The 20,060-nt window shown below is 45.0% G+C and carries 20 protein-coding genes and 1 other RNA gene; 9 read left to right on the top strand and 12 right to left on the bottom strand.

Going from position 1 to position 20,060, the window contains the following annotated elements:
* Window positions 1-15: 15 nt before the first annotated feature.
* Window positions 16-567, bottom strand: coding sequence for a TlpA disulfide reductase family protein (locus ACT89M_RS10295; RefSeq protein ID WP_308722073.1), 552 nt, complete (start codon window positions 565-567; stop codon window positions 16-18).
* A gap of 172 nt (window positions 568-739) precedes the next feature.
* Here ACT89M_RS10295 and ACT89M_RS10290 point away from each other — a divergent pair, with 172 nt between their 5' ends.
* Window positions 740-1,246: a M67 family metallopeptidase gene (locus ACT89M_RS10290; RefSeq protein ID WP_090924738.1), complete on the top strand. Its 507-nt coding sequence runs from the start codon at window positions 740-742 to the stop codon at window positions 1,244-1,246.
* Here the strand turns inward: ACT89M_RS10290 and ACT89M_RS10285 are convergent.
* Genes ACT89M_RS10285 through ACT89M_RS10275 form a run of 3 tightly spaced genes read right to left on the bottom strand, consistent with a single transcriptional unit; the run spans window position 1,232 to window position 4,490 of the window.
* Window positions 1,232-1,969, bottom strand: a complete 738-nt coding sequence (locus tag ACT89M_RS10285; protein WP_308722074.1) for an exonuclease domain-containing protein — start codon at window positions 1,967-1,969, stop codon at window positions 1,232-1,234. The two genes, ACT89M_RS10290 and ACT89M_RS10285, sit on opposite strands and share 15 nt — an antisense overlap.
* A complete protein-coding gene (locus ACT89M_RS10280; RefSeq protein ID WP_373323209.1) occupies window positions 1,966-3,051 on the bottom strand; it encodes a DUF294 nucleotidyltransferase-like domain-containing protein in 1,086 nt (361 codons plus the stop codon). The genes ACT89M_RS10285 and ACT89M_RS10280 overlap by 4 nt, the downstream gene beginning before the upstream one ends.
* A gap of 41 nt (window positions 3,052-3,092) precedes the next feature.
* Entirely contained in the window at window positions 3,093-4,490 is a 1,398-nt protein-coding gene (locus tag ACT89M_RS10275; RefSeq protein WP_154886570.1) for an ammonium transporter, read from the bottom strand.
* Between the two features lie 350 nt (window positions 4,491-4,840).
* On the opposite strand from ACT89M_RS10275, the gene ACT89M_RS10270 reads away from it, so the two are divergent.
* Entirely contained in the window at window positions 4,841-5,269 is a 429-nt protein-coding gene (locus ACT89M_RS10270; protein ID WP_090924759.1) for a MerR family transcriptional regulator, read from the top strand.
* 26 nt (window positions 5,270-5,295) lie between these two features.
* Complete coding sequence (locus ACT89M_RS10265) at window positions 5,296-5,976, top strand: zinc metallopeptidase (RefSeq protein WP_090924734.1); 681 nt, start codon at window positions 5,296-5,298, stop codon at window positions 5,974-5,976.
* 53 nt (window positions 5,977-6,029) lie between these two features.
* On the opposite strand, the gene gltC is transcribed toward ACT89M_RS10265, so the two are convergent.
* Window positions 6,030-6,941 carry a glutamate biosynthesis transcriptional regulator GltC gene (gene gltC / locus ACT89M_RS10260; protein WP_090924733.1) on the bottom strand — a complete coding sequence of 304 codons (912 nt, stop codon included), beginning with the start codon at window positions 6,939-6,941 and terminating at the stop codon, window positions 6,030-6,032.
* A 72-nt stretch (window positions 6,942-7,013) separates the two neighbouring features.
* Window positions 7,014-7,640 (bottom strand): rhomboid family intramembrane serine protease, encoded by a 627-nt coding sequence (locus tag ACT89M_RS10255; protein WP_090924732.1) that lies wholly within the window; start codon window positions 7,638-7,640, stop codon window positions 7,014-7,016.
* 148 nt (window positions 7,641-7,788) lie between these two features.
* Between ACT89M_RS10255 and tpx the strand changes: the two genes are divergently transcribed.
* The gene (tpx, locus tag ACT89M_RS10250; protein ID WP_253495664.1) at window positions 7,789-8,307 is read left to right on the top strand and encodes a thiol peroxidase; all 519 of its coding nucleotides are present in this window, start codon (window positions 7,789-7,791) and stop codon (window positions 8,305-8,307) included.
* 74 nt (window positions 8,308-8,381) lie between these two features.
* Here the strand turns inward: tpx and ACT89M_RS10245 are convergent, their stop codons facing one another.
* From ACT89M_RS10245 to cshA, 4 genes are all read right to left on the bottom strand, one after another.
* On the bottom strand, window positions 8,382-8,774 hold the full coding sequence (locus ACT89M_RS10245; protein WP_090924730.1) for a DUF1499 domain-containing protein: 393 nt from the start codon (window positions 8,772-8,774) through the stop codon (window positions 8,382-8,384).
* Between the two features lie 214 nt (window positions 8,775-8,988).
* Window positions 8,989-9,179, bottom strand: a non-coding RNA gene (gene ssrS, locus ACT89M_RS10240) — 6S RNA.
* A gap of 51 nt (window positions 9,180-9,230) precedes the next feature.
* Window positions 9,231-10,049 (bottom strand): YesL family protein, encoded by an 819-nt coding sequence (locus ACT89M_RS10235; RefSeq protein ID WP_154886574.1) that lies wholly within the window; start codon window positions 10,047-10,049, stop codon window positions 9,231-9,233.
* 202 nt (window positions 10,050-10,251) lie between these two features.
* Complete coding sequence (gene cshA, locus ACT89M_RS10230; protein WP_154886576.1) at window positions 10,252-11,832, bottom strand: degradosome RNA helicase CshA; 1,581 nt, start codon at window positions 11,830-11,832, stop codon at window positions 10,252-10,254.
* 304 nt (window positions 11,833-12,136) lie between these two features.
* Between cshA and ACT89M_RS10225 the strand changes: the two genes are divergently transcribed.
* From ACT89M_RS10225 to ACT89M_RS10210, 4 genes are all read left to right on the top strand, one after another.
* Window positions 12,137-12,958 (top strand): YitT family protein, encoded by an 822-nt coding sequence (locus ACT89M_RS10225; protein ID WP_090924727.1) that lies wholly within the window; start codon window positions 12,137-12,139, stop codon window positions 12,956-12,958.
* A 167-nt stretch (window positions 12,959-13,125) separates the two neighbouring features.
* Window positions 13,126-13,320: a hypothetical protein gene (locus ACT89M_RS10220; RefSeq protein ID WP_090924726.1), complete on the top strand. Its 195-nt coding sequence runs from the start codon at window positions 13,126-13,128 to the stop codon at window positions 13,318-13,320.
* A 162-nt stretch (window positions 13,321-13,482) separates the two neighbouring features.
* Entirely contained in the window at window positions 13,483-14,673 is a 1,191-nt protein-coding gene (locus ACT89M_RS10215; protein ID WP_221786524.1) for a putative glycoside hydrolase, read from the top strand.
* A 264-nt stretch (window positions 14,674-14,937) separates the two neighbouring features.
* Complete coding sequence (locus tag ACT89M_RS10210) at window positions 14,938-16,287, top strand: MATE family efflux transporter (protein ID WP_154887419.1); 1,350 nt, start codon at window positions 14,938-14,940, stop codon at window positions 16,285-16,287.
* A 126-nt stretch (window positions 16,288-16,413) separates the two neighbouring features.
* On the opposite strand, the gene pfkA is transcribed toward ACT89M_RS10210, so the two are convergent.
* A complete protein-coding gene (pfkA, locus tag ACT89M_RS10205) occupies window positions 16,414-17,385 on the bottom strand; it encodes a 6-phosphofructokinase (RefSeq protein WP_123064288.1) in 972 nt (323 codons plus the stop codon).
* 53 nt (window positions 17,386-17,438) lie between these two features.
* Window positions 17,439-18,518 carry a tetraprenyl-beta-curcumene synthase family protein gene (locus tag ACT89M_RS10200; protein WP_186809557.1) on the bottom strand — a complete coding sequence of 360 codons (1,080 nt, stop codon included), beginning with the start codon at window positions 18,516-18,518 and terminating at the stop codon, window positions 17,439-17,441.
* 180 nt (window positions 18,519-18,698) lie between these two features.
* Between ACT89M_RS10200 and ACT89M_RS10195 the strand changes: the two genes are divergently transcribed.
* Window positions 18,699-20,039: a polysaccharide biosynthesis protein gene (locus ACT89M_RS10195; protein ID WP_308722076.1), complete on the top strand. Its 1,341-nt coding sequence runs from the start codon at window positions 18,699-18,701 to the stop codon at window positions 20,037-20,039.
* Window positions 20,040-20,060: the final 21 nt, after the last annotated feature.

Below are 20,060 nucleotides of genomic sequence, written 5' to 3'. Positions count from 1 at the left end.
AAAAAATCTTTTCTTTTAGTTTGCGATCAGCTTTTTAATTTTTTTCTCCAGTTCTTTTTCCGGCAAAATACCAAGAACAATCTCTTGGATTACGCCCCGGGAGTCAATAAGAACGTTCGTTGGAAATGCAACGCCATTATACTGAGCATAGACGGTTCCCTTTTCATCAAGCGGGATCGGGAATGTTAACTTGTACTCGTCCACAAACGCTTTGGCATCCTTCAATTTATCGTATGAAGTAACATTTACACCGTAAAGATCCAGCTTATCTTGGTATTTTTCAGCCAGATGGTTCAGTTCAGGTGCTTCTTGTTTACAAGGGTCACACCATGACGCCCAGAAACTTACAAAGGTTGCTTTCTCTTTCGCCCCGCCTACGCTATACGTCTTGCCATCGAGTCCAGTCAGCGAAAATGGCGGTGCTAGTAACCCTGCCTTCGGCCCCGTCTCCGTTGGCATAGGCTGTTCCTGTTTAAAAACTGCGGCAATACCACTATCCGTATTCTGAGCAAGAGCTATACCAATAAGTAGGATAGCTCCGAGCAGTATGTATATGTTACGTTTCATTACTCGCCACCCTCTTGTTCATTCAATGTGTATCCAATGGAATTACATCAATCCTTTCTCATATTGTACCCTTTTCCCTTAAAATTTTACAATCGGCACCGAATAAAATAAAATAAAATAAAAAAGGACTCCTGCATGAAGCAGGAGCCAAAAGAGAGAGGGGTGAATACAAATGGCAGCACTTCACGGGCAGCAAAATACCTTAACCCTTCCTCGCTCGGTGGAACGAGAAATGTCCAGGCACATGCATCTTTCGCTGCCGCAAGAAGCCTGCGGGGTTGTGCTGGGTGAATCCGCAGCGGGCGGCATACGAATCAGTCGGTTTCAGCCCATTCGTAACGTAGCGCCTGACCCGCTGCATCACTTCTCGCTGGATCAATCGGAATGGATTCAATGTTTTTTCTCTGATGTTACGATCGTTGGCATTTTCCACACCCATCCGTGTTCATTGCCGATTCCTTCGCAAGAGGACCTGCAAGCCCTCCCGAACTTCGCGGGAATGATGCACACATATCTGATTGGTGCACCCGATCTTTCGGTTTCAGCTTCAGAGAACTCCAGATCATCTATGCTCCTGAACGCTTATCAAATTATATCGAATGAAGCACAGCCACGTGGTGAGGCTTCGTTTCAACTATACCCCTACAGCTTAATACCATTAACGTTACGCATGACTTAATTTGGTGTAAAGGTCACCCAAGGTCTCTATATTTTTGCGTTGCATATCCTCAAGATAACAAGACCATAACTGCGCCGTCATTTTAGCATCTTCAAGCGCATGGTGCCGTCCATAGATTGGAATGCCTCTAGATTCAAGCAGTTCATCAAGCCCATATCCGGGTCTCGAAGGTTCAAGCCAGCGGGCGAGCATCATCGTATCAATTAAACGATGAGTCAACCTAACTTTGGAGGTTCGCCACAACGCTGCATTGAGAAAAGCCCGGTCATGCGCACTCGCGTGAGCTACCAGTACGTTCCCACCCACAAAGGACATGAAATCATGCAATCCTTGAAGCAGTGTAGGCGCCTTCTCTGTCATCTGTTGCGTAATCCCGGTGAGTTCGGTAATATGCTTCGGCACTGCTGTTTTTGACTGGACCAGCGTATAGAACTGTTCCTCTTCCAACACAACGCCACCTCGAAGACGCACTGCACCAAAGGACAAAATTTCATCTCCATGCTGGGGGGAAAAACCTGTTGTTTCCAGATCAAATACAACAGCATCCAGTTCGCCCAGAGGCGTATGCAACACTTCAGGTCTACGTTGCTCCCTCATCATGGAACGGATAAATGCCATATGTTGCGCCGTAGGGGCTCCCATAATGGAAGCGATGGCGGAAGGAACCCCTCCCTGACGCAGCGAATTCCAAAACCCTGTACTGCCCCTTGCCGGCTCTCTCATGGACGTCTCCTTTCTGCAAAACGCAACTGTCTTTGCAAAGCACGATGCACTCGCTTGACCAATCCCAGTGTCTCCCTCAGTTCATAATGAATTTGCTTCTGCTTCATCTGTTTCTCATCCAGAAAACCACTGCTCTGCTGTAAATCCTCACGTATAACAACCGGCGTGTTTCGACGTAGCTTCAAAGCAGACGTAAATGCACGCTGGCATGTGTCCGTTAACTGAAAAGGAATGGCCTCAAGCGAAGTCAGCCTCTCCATACGTTTTAATGTTGATGATTCCTGAATCCCATGCTGCAAAGCCAAAAATCTAGCACTGTTGACCAGCGGGATATAAACGCCATATTTGACATCAAAGCCGCCCGCATGTTCACCAAATCGCTCTGTAACGACACGACCCATTATATTTAATGTCGCCTTATGTTTTACCGTATTACGTAATACCGCATCAGAGAGCTGTGGAACCCGGCGAAACTGTTCATAAAAGCTCGTAAGCCAAGCCTCTGCCAAATTAGGTTCCCCTGCAATAAAACGCATATCAGAAGCGATGATCAGGTTACGCACCGGTTCCCAGTTTAAGTCGGAACTCCATTCGAATAATTGCTTTTGCCAATCCGCCAGCGTTTTCCGCCAAAGAGATTCCGAGCACATCACCTTGCCCTCGCATTTGGCATAACCCAGCTCTTCCAATAAATCCGCAATACGGTTTCCCAGTTCCTTGAAATATTCTTCTTTTGTTGCATGCGGAGCATCACTGATAATCATGCCATTATCCTGATCACTCCATAATGTCGCTTCTTCCCTGCCGGAGCTTCCAAATACGATAAAGGCATAGGGGACGGGAGGCTGGCCGAAGCCCTCCTCTACCATCCCCTGAATGCATAACTCTACTGCTTTCCGTGCAATGCGGTCATGCAGTTCATTTACCATCTCGTACCATTCGACCAGCGACAAGGAAGCGGACATTGATTTCTGGAGTTCTCTCTGCAAAATAACACGTGCCTGGCGCAGTTCATGTGCAGAAGTTGCACCATCGATCCCTCGATAAGACCAGGAAAGGTTTGTTATTGAGATAGGTTCCATCATATCCAGCCTCCTTGAAGCAATTTCAATCTTGATTTACCTCAGGAGCTGAATGTACCACCTGATTTGGATTCTGCATGTTTCATTTGCTCAGGATATCCATATGTCCCGTGTTCACTAAGATCAAGCCCCATTGTCTCTTCTTCTTCCGTGACACGAATACCCATTACAGCTTTCATACCGCCGAGAATAATGAAGGACATCACGAGTACGAAGGCAAATGCGCCAGCAAGACCTAACAATTGAACACCCAGTTGGTGGAATCCACCGCCATAGAATAGACCCGCTTGACCTACGCCTACTTTCTCAGCAAGCTCAGGTGTTGCGAACAAACCGGTGGAGATGGCACCCCACATACCAGCGATACCGTGTACAGAGAACGCATAGATCGGATCATCAATACCTTTGCGATCGAAATATTGAGCAGTGAAGAATGTAATGATACCAGCGATTGCACCAATGACTAGTGCAGCCCAAGGTTCTACGAACGCACAAGCACCAGTAATCGCTACGAGTGCAGCAAGCACCCCGTTCAACATGCTAGGAATATCTGATTTTCCGAGAACTGCCCAGGAGATCAACAGTGCGGCAACACCACCCGCAGCAGCAGCCACGTTTGTAGTGAGCGCCACGTAACCGAAGAATCCTTCACCCATCGCTGACAACGTACTACCTGGGTTGAAACCGAACCAACCGATCCAGAGGATGATGACCCCGAGTACGGAATACACTTGGTTGTGACCTGGAATGATGTTAGGTTTGCCGTCTTTGTTATATTTACCGATACGAGGTTTCAGCAAGATGGTAGCTACCAACGCTGCTGTCGCACCCGTTAAGTGAACTACTGTTGAACCCGCGAAGTCTTGCATACCCAGCTCTGCGAGCCAGCCACCGCCCCATACCCAGTGAGCAACAACAGGATACATAATAATGGTATACAGTGTACCAAACACGATATATACGCTCATCTTTGCACGTTCTGCCATACCACCGCAGGCAATAGCCAGGGAGACAGCAGCAAATGCAAGGTGGAATACAAATTTAATCGTTAGTGGAACATCGGAGAAAGCGAGTGATTCAAAGGAAGCTGCCATGTTGTCTCCACTCATGAAGAAACCGGTTGTTCCGAAGAATCCGTTACCGTTACCGAAGCCTAGGCCAAAGCCAAGCCCCCAGAATGCAATAACTGAAATACCCAATGTCAGGATCGTCTTACCCGCAATGTGTCCTGCATTTTTCATTCGTGTCGAACCCGCTTCAAGGAGTGCAAACCCCCCCTGCATAAAGAACACTAGCACTACTGCCAGAAACGTAAATGCCGAGTTCAGACCGCTTTGAAGCTCAATAGTACTTGGACCCTCCGCAGCAGCGAATGCACTTACCGGAAAAGCCAGTAAAGTAAGCATTGCTAACATTGAAACCAACCATTTCTTTCTCATTTGCCCCACTCCCTCTTGTGTTATGTTTCTTTACATATCATGAAACTCTTAATGTCATTATAAGCAGAAGTAAGGAAAGTTGACAAGAGTATTTTTATCATTTCCAAAAATATTTTATGGGAATAAAGTCTTACGTCTTTTTCTTGCACTTAAGTACATATTCATACACTTTGAGTACATAGATATAGGAATAAAGCAAGCTATCTTCAAAGCATAACGTTTGACTGTACGGTTCATGATCATGTATCATACTTATTAGAAAGAAAAATTGAGCGTGTACATTGAGGCGCTTGTGGAAACTACATTTCCCTACATTTGAACTTGCAAGCGAGGTGAATATCATTGGGGATATGAAACTTTTTCGAATTGGCGAACTCGCCAAAACGGCTGGTGTAAGCGAACGGACAATTGACTATTACACAAAGCTCGGGTTAATCGCTCCTGAAGAACGAACCCAAAAAAATTATCGTCTTTATAGTCATGAAACCTTAACCAGACTTGAACGTATTGTACAGATGAAACAAGAGAAGTATAGTCTCGAAGAGATTAAACAATCTCTTGAGAAGTGGCGTCTGGTCAGTACTGAAGAACAAGTAGCCAGCAAACTGACAACACTTGAACTTCATGTTCAGCAACTTGAGCGAGAGGTCAATGAACTCAAACCATTGCTTGGAGAGATGAAACCTGTACAAGCACGTAAGATGATGGCAGGACTACTCACCAAAAGCGCGGGTACAATGGAGGCATTAAAAATCTTGCTTGAAAACACCATGATGTAGCTTATTATGAAAGCGGAGGAATGGATATGAGTTTTAATAACGGTATGTTCGTATTGATTATCATCGCCTTTTTGCTCTCGTTATGGGCGCAATTTCGCGTTAAGGGCACCTTTAGACGTTGGTCCGAAGTACCAAACCAGAACGGAATGACCGGTTACGATGCAGCCCGTCATATGCTCGATGCTAACGGCCTGCACGATGTGCCGATTGAACCGGTTCGCGGCTCACTCTCTGACCACTATGATCCGATCAATCGGGTTGTACGTTTGTCAGAACCTGTGTACTACGAAAAGTCCATCTCGGCATTATCCGTTGCATGTCACGAAGTCGGTCATGCCATTCAACACAAGGAAAGTTACCCTATGCTCGCATTGCGTCACCGGATTTTTCCGATTGTGAACTTTGCTTCTGGACTCGCACCATTCCTGTTGATTGCAGGTTTCCTCTTTAATGCGATGAACCTGGTTGGAATCGGTATTATCTTCTTCTCTGTCACTGTTGCGTTTCAGTTGATTACATTACCGGTCGAATTCAATGCCAGCAATCGAGCACGTGAAATAATGGTATCTGAAGGATATATCCGTAATGAAGAAGAAAAAGGCGTAGCCAAAGTATTGAATGCCGCAGCTTTAACTTACGTTGCCGCTGCATTGATCTCTTTACTTGAACTGATTCGTTACATCGGAATCTTTAATAGCCGGGACTAATTGCTGCAGATACTCAATGAACAAGTTAGATAAATAAAAACAATACCCCACCGTTATTCGGATGGGGTATTGTTTTGTTGTAAACCAAAATAATGAAGCAAAAATGAGCGGAAAGACTGAGCAACGAGTGGCAACTTATCATCTGCACGGTGAATCAACCCAATCGTTCGGGTTACTTTCGGCTGAGAGATCGCCACATGCGCAGGTTGCAAGGGATTCGTCTGGAATAACGCCATTTCCGGCAACAGACTGACACCCATGCCCGCCGCTACCAAACCACGAATCGTATCCGTCTCTTCACCCTCAAAAGCGATTTTCGGTGTGAATCCAGCTTCAAGGCAGGCATGCCATACAATAGGCCGCAGGGAGTAACCTTTGCTGAACAACACAAACTTCTCATCCTTCAGCTGTTCGAGTGCAATGGTCTCTTCTCCCGCAAGCGGATGATTCGGCGGCAAGATCGCATGCAATTCCTCAGTAAGTACAATATCACCAGCCACCTGATCATGTTTTTCTGGAAATGGTGAAATAAATGCAAGATCCACTTCTGCCGACAATACATCCCGAATCAATGTCGGGTACATCCCTTGCTTGAATCTGAATTTTACGTTCGGATACTTCTGACGAAAAGCCGCCACTACAGAAGGTATGAGATGAATTCCTAGACTGTGCGGAAAGCCGATCCGAATTTCCCCGTGCTCCGGGTCAAGAAATTCATGTACTTCACCTACAGCTTTGTCGAGATCCTTCAAAATACCTTCAACCCGTTTGCAAAAAAGCTGTCCTACCGCAGTTAACTGCAAATTACGTCCTTTTTGCATAAAAAGATCTACACCAAGCTCCTCTTCAAGCTGATGAATCTGTCTGCTGACCGCAGACTGTGCCACGTGCAATTCTTCCGCCGCCTGTGTAACATGTTCCTTTTGAGCAACTTTCAGAAAATAATGCAACTGTCTTAATTCCACTTGCCTGATCGCTCCAATCTGTTATACCCTACTATATCGTTCACCGCATATTCCATCTTGAGAACGTTCTACCTATTTCCTAAAAATCCGTGGTTTCCATAAACGAATAATCAAACCATAAATAAAGAATCCACCGAGCAAACCACCTAAATGCGCCATCCAATTGATATTAGACACTGCAAAAGAGAAAATAATCCCGAACAGCAACAGTGTATACATCGTTTTGCGCGAGGTTTCATCCATAATATTACGCTGGAACAATGCCACGTAGAGAAATGCCCCGTAGACAGCATAGATTGCACCAGACGCGCCTACCGAAATCGTAATTTTGTCGATCGAATTATACCAGGCAACAGCAAGAATATTACCTACTACTCCTCCCCCAAGATACAAGACACCGTATCTCAACGATCCAAGCAAGCGTTCCATCGGCGGAGCAAATACAATTAACGCAAAACTGTTAAACAAGAGGTGACCGAACCCTGCATGCAAAAACATGGAAGTCACATAACGCCACCAATCCTGGGCAAACAATTCATAATTCGTCAGCGCCCCAAACTTGAGCAATACCATATTGTTGGTGGAACCACCATTAAACGTTAACACGATAAACATAACAACATTCGCAATTAAAAGAATCGACGTCAAAGGGAAATACTTCAAGTAATCTTTCCAATTTTCATAACGGATAAATATCATAGATTTTCACTTTCACTCCACCCTGTTAAAATCAGACCTTCTCTTGAATCCATCACAATGATACACGCCCAGATTGGACAATGTCTTTCATAAAAGATTATAATGGATTTTGGCACGGATCACCAATTTATAAGGAGGAACATTATTTATGACACAAGAACGTAAAGGCGCAGCCACATTTAAAGGCAACCCTATCACATTGATCGGACCTGAATTGAAAGTGGGCGATCAAGCACCTGACTTCACCGTGAGCAAAAACTTGATTGAAGATGCATCTCTGAAAGACTTCGCAGGCAAGATTAAATTAATCAGCGTTGTTCCTTCTCTGGATACTGGCGTATGTGATGCTCAGACTCGCCGCTTCAATGTTGAGGCAGCTGAACTCGGCGAGAACGTTGTTGTTCTGACCGTCAGCGTAGACCTTCCATTCGCACAGGAGCGTTGGTGCGGTGCGGCCGGTGTTGACCGCGTGGTTACCCTTTCCGACTACAAAACACGCTCTTTCGGCCAAAACTATGGCGTTCTGATCAAAGAATTCCAACTGGATATGCGCTCTATTTTTGTCTTGGATGCCGAAGACAAAATTACATATGTGGAGTACTTGCCTGAAATGACAGACTCCCCTAACTTCGAGCAAGCCATTGCTGCAGTAAAAGCTTTGCTGTAAAACAACTTTCGTAATTGCAGAATAAAAGCGAGGAAGGTATCCTTCTCTCGCTTTTTATTATTTCATCATTTATTTCACTCATTCGCCTTATACTTGCTGAGCTTTTTATCAAGTACGGAGAACAAGTGCATAATCGTACGATAGTTGGAACCGAGATCTCCCAATGAACCGCGGGAAGCAGAGTACATATCCACTGCACTTCGTACAGGACTCACCGAAATAATGGAAACCGTAATATCCATTGTACGCCCAAACGTCGTGCGTTTTTCCAGTATAATCTCGCCTACAGAGTGCACCTCATGCAGTACTTTATAACCCGGAATTTTTTTTAGTGTCGAAGATACTTCTTCCCAGGCTTTTTCTTTGGATAAATTGTAATAGCGTGTTTTTAATTTGGGATCCTTGGCTCGATCGCTGGTTCCCTCCATACTTCGGATGATACCGACGAGCGTTCTCTTTAAGGTCAAGACCCTTCCTCCTTTGAGTGTAACCGTTCCATTATGTATTCTAGTGTAACATTGTTCAAGTAGTAACAAAAGGGTAAGCATCATATTTAACAAAAATACTAGGATCAACAATAATCCGAATTAAATCATTCATCAGATCCACCCAAAAATCAACATAAAAACACCCTGGCTTCCTCGTAAAAAGGAAAAGTCAGGGTGCTGTACATGGTGAAATTAGAAACCCGCCTATGCCGTCCGGCTACATTGTCTTATGAACCTGCTTGGCAGGTGGGTGACTGCAAAAATGCATTTGAAGTCCCCATGTCGTATAGACAGGGCTTTTCAGCAACACTTTGTATTAATCTCCCGAAGACATCATCATTGGTTCAAAACAACGAATAACCGAAACGTACATCGCAGGATGTACACCTATTATATCCCTAACTGTGTAAAAAGTAAATGCCATACAGACATGTTTTATTTTTGCTGTGTAAACTCTTTATTTTCAGCAGGTTCAGAACTCTGTGCTTCATCCTGTTCTCCTGATTTTTCAGCCAAAGCAGCTGCCTCTTCTTCCTCTTTTTGCAATTGAATCTTTTGCATCTGCTCCTGCATTTTGTTGTAGGTTGCATAGAAGTTAAAGAACGCAAACCAAGCCACGATGCTCATGATGAAAAAGATAAACAGCACCGGATAACGCAATCCGAAATAGAACAACAACCCGCTTCCCAGTAATGTGGAGAACACACGGAAAGGTCGAATCAGCGTTAACAGGACTGCATTTTTAATAATAAGGCCGATCGACATATGGTAATGTACAACCATAGAAAAGAAGTTAAACAGTGATACAAACAATAGCAGCAACAACACGAGCATAATTATGCCAACCAGTTGCATATTACGGAACTGGGTCATATAAACCGTATAGTCCAGATACATGATTGCGAACAGCAGTGTGTAAAAAATGCCACCAATTAAACTTTGTTTGTAGTTTTCCTTGTAACCTGTAAAGAATGTACGGAAGATCGGCACATCCGTATCTCCCATATTCCATTTACGAACAACCGTGAACAAAGCCGAGGTCGCCGGAAACAGTGTAAGCGGTGCCACAATGGCTATAGCCCAGTTCATTTGTAATGATTCGTTCGCGAGATTCTGTTGCATGACGAGCAGCTTCATAATCATGAAAAACAAAAAAGGTGAAGAACAGATCGCCCACAAGAGATTGCTTGCGGCCAGTCTTGTGATCCATTCTGTCAGCCGGTAAAGCCCGCCCATAGCTCCTTTAAATTCCAAACATTTCTCCTCCTCCGCACCTTGCGTCTAACCTGAATTCTAATATTAATATACCTTATTATATATAGGAAAAGCCAGCACTTCCCGAAAGTAGATCACTTTAGGCAAGACTGATCGTTCTAATAAATGGAAAGTTTATGAACTTTTACAAAGTAAAAAAAGATGGAGCAGCTTCCTGCCCCATCCTCATTAAATGTTACACTTATTCGAAAGAGTTATCTCTAGCCGGACGACGTCCTTCGTTATTGCTTGGACGCGGTTTGCGATCACGGTTGTAGCCGCCTTCTCTGCTTCCACTTCCACCACTGCTGTTGCGGTCACGGTTGTAACCGCCACGTCCACCACCACTGCTGTTGCGATCACGGTTGTAACCACCACCGCCACCACTGCTACGGTTACCGCTGTAACCTGATGGTTTGCGTCCGCCAGAACGAACATCTGGTCTACGACGTTTAGCACGGATTGGATCTTCAGGAGTCAGATCAACCTGAGCATCTTTTTTGTCGCCTGTCAGGAGTTTCAAAGCTGCGGACAACAATTGTACAGAATCATATTGCTCCAGCATTTGAATGGCAATACCTTTGTATTCGTTCAACTCACCGGATTGTACAATCTCCAGGAGACGTTCAGCCGTTACGCGTTGTTTTCCTTCAACCGCTTCTGCCATCGTAGGCAACGGTTTACGCGGAATACGGTGACGTGTTACACGCTCGATGAAGTGCAAGTGATCAATCTCACGCGGAGTTACGAAAGACCATGCCGCACCTTCTTTACCCGCACGACCTGTACGGCCAATACGGTGAACATAACTTTCCGGATCTTGCGGAAGGTCAAAGTTCACAACGTGTGTTACGCCAGATACGTCGAGACCACGCGCCGCCACGTCTGTTGCAACGAGTACATCAATGCTGCCATCACGGAACTTACGCATTACCGTATCACGTTGGTTTTGAGACAGGTCACCATGCAAACCATCAGCGGAATATCCACGTTTTTGCAAAGCTTCAGCCAATTCGTCAACACGACGCTTGGTACGTCCGAACACGATTGCCAGTTCTGGGGATTCCATATCCAGCAAACGGCTAAGAGCTTCGAATTTTTGGCGCTCAGGTACTTCAATATAAGCCTGATCAATCAACGGAGCGCTGACTTGTTTAGGAATAACAGAAACGTGTTCTGGATTAGTCAAGAATTGTTGAGCCAATTTTTGAATGTTAGGAGGCATTGTTGCAGAGAACAGCATCGTTTGACGGTCGTCTGGAACTTGTTTCAGGATCGATTGAATATCCTCCATGAAACCCATGTCGAGCATTTCATCTGCTTCGTCCAATACAACAGTTTGTACATCATCAAGTTTGATTGTTTTGCGGTTGATGTGGTCAAGGAGACGTCCTGGTGTACCGATGATAATCTGTGGTTTTCTTTTCAATGCACGAATCTGGCGTACGATATCTTGTCCGCCGTAGATTGGCAGGGAGCGTAGACCTTTGAAGCGAGTAAGTTTTTCGATCTCTTCAGCGACTTGGATCGCAAGTTCACGTGTAGGTGCCATAATGAGGGCGCGGATTTTATCATCCGTTTTGGAGATTTTGCTGATCAACGGAATACCGAATGCAGCGGTTTTACCTGTACCTGTTTGAGCTTGACCGATCAAATCTCTACCTTCAAGTGCAAAAGGAATCGATTTGGATTGAATCGGTGTTGCTTCTTCAAACCCGAGCTCAGTGATGGCTTGCAGCACCAGTGGTTCAAGATTGAAATCTGTGAAATTTAAATTTGTCAAAATTATTCATACTCCTTTTATATGGTGGACATGGTGGACAATCCACTTTGTTGTCTGTATTCTTAAGTAGCGTTAATATTTATAGGGTATCCCAACGGGACGAATTATTTTCATGAACGAACATAATTCCATGAATGGGTCCCCAAGATAAGACTAAAACTACAATCATGTGTTTGAAACATTTCAAATTTTAGCTTTCGATTTGGGAAAAGTTTCCTACTCAAGAATATCCACAAATCATTATATCATAAAACTATTCAAGATTACCAGCAATCTGGTTTTAAATAAAAATGAGGTGATTAAATTGCCCAAAATAATTTGGCACTCTTTGGTGATCATTTTGGGTGCTGCAGCTATTGCTTGCGGCTTTAACTGGTTTTTGGTGCCCCACCAGCTTCTGAGCGGTGGAGTATCCGGTATTTCCATGCTTTTAGGTTATTTTACCAATTTGAATCTTAGTATAATGTATTTTGTTCTTAACATCCCTCTGCTCATTGCAGGTTGGTTTATTCTTGGACGACGTTTCATTATATTGAGCATTGTGTCGGTAGCAGCCACTTCCTGGTTTATTGGACTGCTGCCTGTTTCTGCTGTAGCGACCGATCCAATTCTAAGCTGTGTGTTTGGCGGCGTGCTGGTTGGAATAGGTACCGGTGTTTCCTTTAGAGTGGGCGGCTCTACTGGAGGCTTGGATATTGTCGGTTCCATTTTCACCAGAAATCGTGATTTCCCGATCGGCACCGTCATGGCGGGTATGAATGGAGCGATCATTTTACTAGCTGGTTATCTGAATAATAACTGGAATACCGCTCTGGCCTCCATGGTTTCAATCTATGTTACAGGTAAAGTGCTGGATCTCATCCATATCAGTCACGTCAAGGTTACGCTCTACATCATCACCAATGAAACCGAAGCGATGCTGAAAAAACTTCTGACTCGTCCACGCGGCGTCACAAAAATTAAAACCCAAGGGGCATACACTGACATTGAAAAGGATATGTTAATGACTGTGACTACCCGTTACGAACTGGTTGAGATCAAACGCATTATCAAAGAGACCGATCCAAAAGCATTTGTTAACATCGTGGAAACCGTAGGCGTGATGGGCTCATTCCGCCGCAGTTAGTTATCTGCCCGTTAACAATTCGCAAGTTTGTGGTATAATAATGGTGCACCGCTCTTAAATATGTTGTAAGCAGGTTCTAACCTTTACTTTTCACAAAGCCATATGCTTTCCCGATTCGCGCCGAATGACTTACCATTTTGGAATTCGAGTAGGAAAGGGTGATTATTGTGGATACGGAAACGGTAAAACTGTTTGAAATTGTCAACAAATGGTGCCCGGAAATGCTCCCTTTCTTAAAACCGAATGAACTCGACTCTTTGATTGTTCTCCGGGATGGGCTGGGCATCCTGGAACAGGGAGATGCAATGGAAATCATTCAGTACAGTATTTGTGAGCATCAGAATGATGTGTATATTCAATAATATTTTTCAGATCGATTACGCCGCTTCTTGACGAGGTATTCCTCAGTCAGGGAGCGGTTTTCATTTTTTCCACATGTTTCATAAAAGGATTAATATGGTTAAAAGCACGGAGGCTTTGTTGTATAATCAAGTATGGAATGTACATAAAGGGAGTGAAAAAGTATGAACATACTGTGGGCTTTGTTCGCAATGGCCTTGGGAGGTTTCGGAGGAACGTCGGTAGCTCCGGATCTGGGTCATAGCAATAATAGTCAATTACCCTCGTTAAGCAACAGTTTTAACACAGCCATTATTCAATCACAAAAAGAACAAGTCGTCATTGATGCTGACAATCCCCCTGCCAAGGTCGATCCGCAACCTGATGCTCCTGTTGTTAAAGGCATATATGTCACAGCGTACAGTGCTGGTGGCGCAAGAATGGCACAACTGCTCGAACTAACCGATCAGACAGAACTAAATGCTATGGTTATTGATATCAAGGATGATCTCGGGTATATCACATACCCGTCCAAAAACAAGGCCGTGAAAACTATGGGCGAAGCAAAATCTTTTATTCGAGATATCAATGCCTTGATGAAACGATTAGAGAAACACAAGGTGTATCCTATCGCACGAGTTGTTGTATTCAAGGACACCATTCTAGCGAAGAAGAACCCCGAACTATCCTTTCGTAATAAGGACGGCTCTGTATGGGCCAACGGTAAAGGAGACAGTTTCGTGAATCCTTACAGCAAAGAGGTATGGGATTATAATATTGAAATTGCCAAAGAAGCGGCGAAGCTCGGTTTCAAAGAAATTCAGTTTGACTACGTTCGCTTTCCCGAGGGATTTGAAACACGCGCAGATACACTAAAGTACACACAGACCGATCAATCACGTGTTGACGTTGTCGCCGAATTTGTGCAATACGCACGTAAAGAGCTTGCACCTCTTGGTGTCCGAGTTTCGGTAGATATTTTTGGATATGCAGCCTCTGTGCCGGCAGCTGAAGGTATTGGTCAGGATTTTGTGAAAATATCAGAAAACGTGGATGTCATCTCACCTATGGTCTATCCAAGTCATTATTCCACCGGCTGGTATGGTGTGAAAGACCCTGACAAAGACCCCTACACAACGATTAAAGGTTCTATGAAGGATACACATAAGAAGCTCGACCCTACCAAAGAACTCAAACCAATCATTCGGCCATGGATTCAAGACTTCACCGCAAGTTGGCTGGGTAGCGGACATTATATCAAATACGGTAAGAAACAGGTCGAAGATCAGATTAAAGCGATGAAAGAAATGAATGTGGATGAATATTTGCTATGGAATGCATCCAATCGCTATACTCCTGGCGTACAGTACAAATAACTTAATTAGCACTTATAAAATTTTACTCGTTTAACCGCAGATTTGATTATGAACTCCATAATCTCGAGCCTCGTCCCGTTTATCGCGGGAGCGAGGTTTTTTATATTTTAACATCCTGAATATTTGTTAAGGCACTCTGTTCCTGCTTCAAGCCCCTTTCTCCTGTTGCACTATCCAAATTCGTAAAAATCCTCTACAATTAATAGCTGTCTGATATGACATCAGCATGATAACTATATAGATCGTGAGGCACCTTAAGTGAATATGAACACATCGAGCTTTCCACAAAAGATCAAACAGTTCCTGATTATATTTTTGCCCATCTTCACCACTCAAATTGCGCTTTCGGCCATGTCGTTCTTTGATACGAATATGTCCGGCAAATTTTCTCCAGCTGATCTCGCAGGAGTCGCTATAGGTACAAGCCTATGGATGCCCGTGCAGACCGGACTTAGCGGGATTTTAATGGGAATAACCCCTGTTGTCTCTCACCTGCTCGGCTCCAGGCAACATGATCAGATTGGACGGAGCGTCATTCAGGCGCTCTACCTGGGCATTGCTGTAGGTCTTATTGTGCTAGGAGCAGGCGCTTTATTGTTGAGTCCCATTTTAAACGCGATGCCCCTCGAGCCGCATGTTGCAAATGTAGCGTTTTATTTTCTGTGTGCGCTAGCTTTTGGCATTATGCCCCTATTCGGATATACAGTACTTCGCAGTTTTATGGATGCACTTGGACAGACACGTGTTACCATGCTCATCACACTCGTCTCGCTCCCCGTTAATATTTTGCTCAACTATCTGCTCATTTTTGGGCGGTGGGGTTTCCCTCAATTAGGCGGTGTTGGTGCAGGTGTGGCCACAGCATGTACATATTGGCTTATTTTTTTGATTAGCCTGTTTTTCGCCCATCGTATCGAGCCATTCGCCAAGTATTCTATTTTCCGTCAATGGTCACGGATCTCGTTTAGCAAATGGAAGGAACTTCTGGTCATTGGGGTCCCGATTGGATTTGCAACCTTTTTTGAAACGTCTATCTTCGCTGCGGTCACCTTGCTGATGAGCCGATTCGATACGGTCACGATAGCCGCCCATCAGGCAGCACTGAACTTCGCTTCTACACTCTATATGTTACCTGTGAGCATCTGTATGGCACTCACCATTCTGGTTGGCTTTGAAAATGGTGCAGGCCGGCTGAAAGACGCCAGACAGTATAGTCTGCTAGGAATCGGGGGAGCTATTGGCCTTTCCTTGATTACAGCGATTATTTTGCTGGTTTTCGGAGAGCCCATTGCGAGAATTTATTCCAACGAACAGGAAGTAATTACACTAACGCAGCATTTTCTAATCTACGCAATTTTCTTCCAAATTTCCGATGCCATTGCTACGCCGACACAAGGAGCACTACGGGGGTACAAAGATGTCAATCCGGCGTTAATCATTACCTTTGTCGCTTATTGGATTATCGGTCTGCCCGTTGGTTATTTTACGGCAACTTACACTTCACTTGGGGCATTTGGATACTGGATTGGTCTTATTGCAGGACTCGCAGTGGGGGCAACTGCGCTGTTGTGGAGACTGTTCCGGGTTCAGAAGAAAGCTTCCCTTCGCGCGTAAGCAAACTGCGTTCTCCTCGCATGCTTTTCTTCTTTCTTCACACAGAAGAAAGAGAATACACCGAATACAAAAAGAAGAGCACAGCTCCGAATCATACGGAGTGTGCTCTTTTTTTGTTGAAAGGAATTATTGAGACAAGCGTTGTGCAAGCTCATACGTTTCCATATCAAATGCTTTTTTCGTATTTACGACTTTATCGATGTCCGTAAGAACCAGCTCACCTTTGACAAGTCCACAGCCTTTATCCGTCTCGCCCGCAATCAGACTACGAACAGCGAAGTCACCAAGACGGCTAGCGAGGTTACGGTCAAATGGCGTTGGTGTACCACCGCGCTGGATGTGTCCAAGAACGGTAACACGCGGCTCATATGTCGGGCAGCGTTCCATCAGTTCTTTGGCCACGTCTTCGCCTTTACCTACACCTTCAGCTACGATGATAATACTGTGGCGTTTGCCGTGTGCAAAGTTTGCTTTCATACGTTCAGCCACTTCGTCCATGTCAAAGGGTACTTCCGGCACCAGAATGGTTTCTGCTCCCGAAGCAAGTCCGGCATGGAGCGCAATATCTCCGCAGTGACGGCCCATAACCTCAACGATGGAAGAACGTTCATGCGAAGACATCGTGTCACGCAATTTGTTCACCGCATCAACCACAACACTTACGGATGTATCAAATCCGATCGTGTAATCCGTAAATGATATGTCATTATCAATCGTACCTGGCAAACCCATCGTGTTAATGCCAAGCTTGCTCAATTTGTTTGCACCATGATATGAACCGTCTCCGCCAATAACAATAAGACCATCAATACCGCGTGCGCGCAAAATATCTGCTCCTTTTTGCTGGCCTTCCGCGGTATAGAACTCTTTACAACGTGCAGATTGCAGAACGGTTCCCCCGCGCTGAATAATATCCCCAACACTGCGCAGATCCATCGGGAAAATATCATTGTTCAAAAGCCCTTGGTATCCGCGCTGAATACCGAACACTTCCAATCCGTGAAATAGTCCGCTGCGAACAACCGCACGAACAGCCGCGTTCATCCCCTGTGAATCGCCACCGCTCGTTAGCACTGCGATTTTCTTTACTGCTGTCATGATGTTTCTTCCTCCTCTAGTTTCACTTCAGGCTCCGCAACAATACACCTGACTTACATATGCTTCCGTATCCACCGACTGAAAATGAAGAAAAACACACGTGTCATTGGACTGTTCTTCATCAAGCGTTTGGACACGACGCGAACTTCATGCTGTTCGCTGACTTTGGGATCAGACAGGTAAATGGCTATCAGTCCTTCAATAATCATCCGGTGAAAAGAAGTTCCCGGAATCTTCTGCACATCACTGCGAGCCATCTCCACAATAAAAGCAATTCGATCCAGCATCATCTCTACATTCTCATAATAATTGCAGAAGTTGAGATCCCCACCGACACGATCCTCATCCTGATCGATCAAATAATCGAGCATGATGTGTAATGCGCATACGTGCGGGAAATAGGCAGTGTGGATCGATACCGCCTGCTCTTCGGTCAGCTGATCGTCACTTGCAGCGAGAAACAGCATAAATACACCCAGAGTAGAGCCCGTAGCAGCGGCAAATTCGTTCCAGCGAAACTGAGGTGTGCGGTGGCGATGCTCCGACCACCATTCGAGCAAAGCCGTTTCTCTCAGTTCCGGTTTGATATGCTTATATACCTGCAGGTCCGTGTATAGGCCTGCCAGATCCTGTATTTGGGGCTTGGCTGACGCATATCCTGGTAGCTGACGAGTGAGCTCCTGACATGTCGTCACCAGATTCCGTAGGTATCCACCGTCATCCTGATCCTCACGGAGCGCATAATAATTGACAGGTGTTGCCTCGGGATCTACCGCATCAAGCATAGATTGATGGAGCAAGCGAAAATCAGCCGGGTCCATCGAGGTGCTGCGGTCACACAGATTGTCCAAATAATCACTTATGGTTTGATACGAAACGATTAGCGGAATAAGAATATGTCTATTGGACATGTCCGCTAATGCATAGACAGTTCCACCTTCACAGTGAAATTGCTTATCCCTTAGACTGGCAAGTGCTTGAGTACGTAATTCCTCATTTGGAATGGTCTCTGCCTGAGCACGCCATCCATCCAATGCCTTACGCGTTTCCGGAATGGTGTATTTGTACACCCCTCTCATCAATGCCAGCGGTCCTCGCGGGTACTGATGACGTTTTCGATTTGATTGGCTCAAAATAAATGTGCCTCCACTTTGGTTGAATACGTATTAGAGCGATTTTAACCATTCCTATTATAATATGATCCCCTTAATTGTACAAATGATCTACCGCATAAACCGCGTAAAAAATCGCATCCCCGTTCAAAGCTTTATGATATACTATCCATATTTCTATCCATCAAAGGAGTCGTTGACATGTCGTCAGGTGAACCACTTTCGTGGAGACGGTTATTTTCTTTTTTTGTGCCACTTGGCATCTCCGCCTCTCTAGTTACGATATCACACGTAATCATTAACAGCACACTTGCACGCTCTGCTCATCCAGAGACTGTTATTGCAAGTTATGCCATTGCGGGAAGTTTGCTGACACTCACGGAGCGTCCCTCCACTTTGCTGCGTCAAACCTGTTCCGCCCTGGTGCGTGACCGCCTCTCCTTTCAGGCTCTTACGTTTGTGACCAAAATATTTCTGGCTTGCGTGCTACTCATCGGATTTCTTATTGTGTACTCACCCATTGGTACCGGTGTGTTCAAATATTTATTCGTCGTCAGCCCGGATCTACTAAGCAAAGTGATCGACGTATACGAGATCCTGATGTACGTCAGTATTTTTTCTGTCATCCGTAATATCTATCAAGGCATAATCATCACAAATAACCGAACCAAATGGCTCACGATCGGCATGGTATTCAGGTTAGCGGGTATGTATGGGTTATCCCTGTACTTCATCTACACAGACTCTATTAACAGCGGTCGTGTAGGCGCTATCATCTTTGCTGCGGGAATGATGATTGAAGCTCTGGTTAGCTACTTGGAAGGCAGAAACATTATGAGAAAAATGCCTGCCAAGCTGGAGGATCATCCCGTTGAGAGCAAGGGGGATGTGTATCGTTTTTACAAACCACTGCTTTTATCCAGTTTTGTAGCCCTGTTTATAGGTCCTGTCATTAACATTGTGCTCGGTAAAACAACCGGAATCGCGCTGGCTATCTCCTCTTTTGCTGTAGCGAGCAGTCTGATGCAGCTCATGTTAAGCTTTTTTACCTACATTCATCAGATCGTGCTCAACTTCTATCTGATCGATGCCAAACTCGTTAAGAAATTTGCGCTCGTTACCGGTTTTATACCGTTCGCGATGACTGTCTCCATTGCGTATACGCCTTTAGGTCCATGGGTACTCGAAAATATCATGAGCGTTCAGGGCCAGCTACTGGAGCAAAGTCTCTGGACACTTCGCGCCTTTGTGTTATTTCCGCTGATCTCTCCTTTTCTGGACTTCAGCAATGGTCTTATTCTGCTTCGCGGTCAGACCAAAACGATGTTTCGTTCACAGAGCGCCAATGCCATTTGCACAATTATAGTATTGCTTATTCTGGTAAGCATTTTCCCCGCTTGGAACGGTATGATCGGGGCAGCCGCCCAATCACTTGGTTTGCTTGCTGAGCTTGTTATTGTCTGGCTGGTCATCCGGCGCACGCAAAAAGAACCAACGATGTCCATACCGCCATCTCGCGGCTCTTCATCCTTGAAAGGCTAGTCCATTTTGGAACACATTCAT

Source organism: Paenibacillus sp. NN59 (assembly GCF_057597225.1).
Note: the sequence above shows the minus strand (reverse complement) of the source record. Positions and strands in the feature narration are given on the sequence as shown.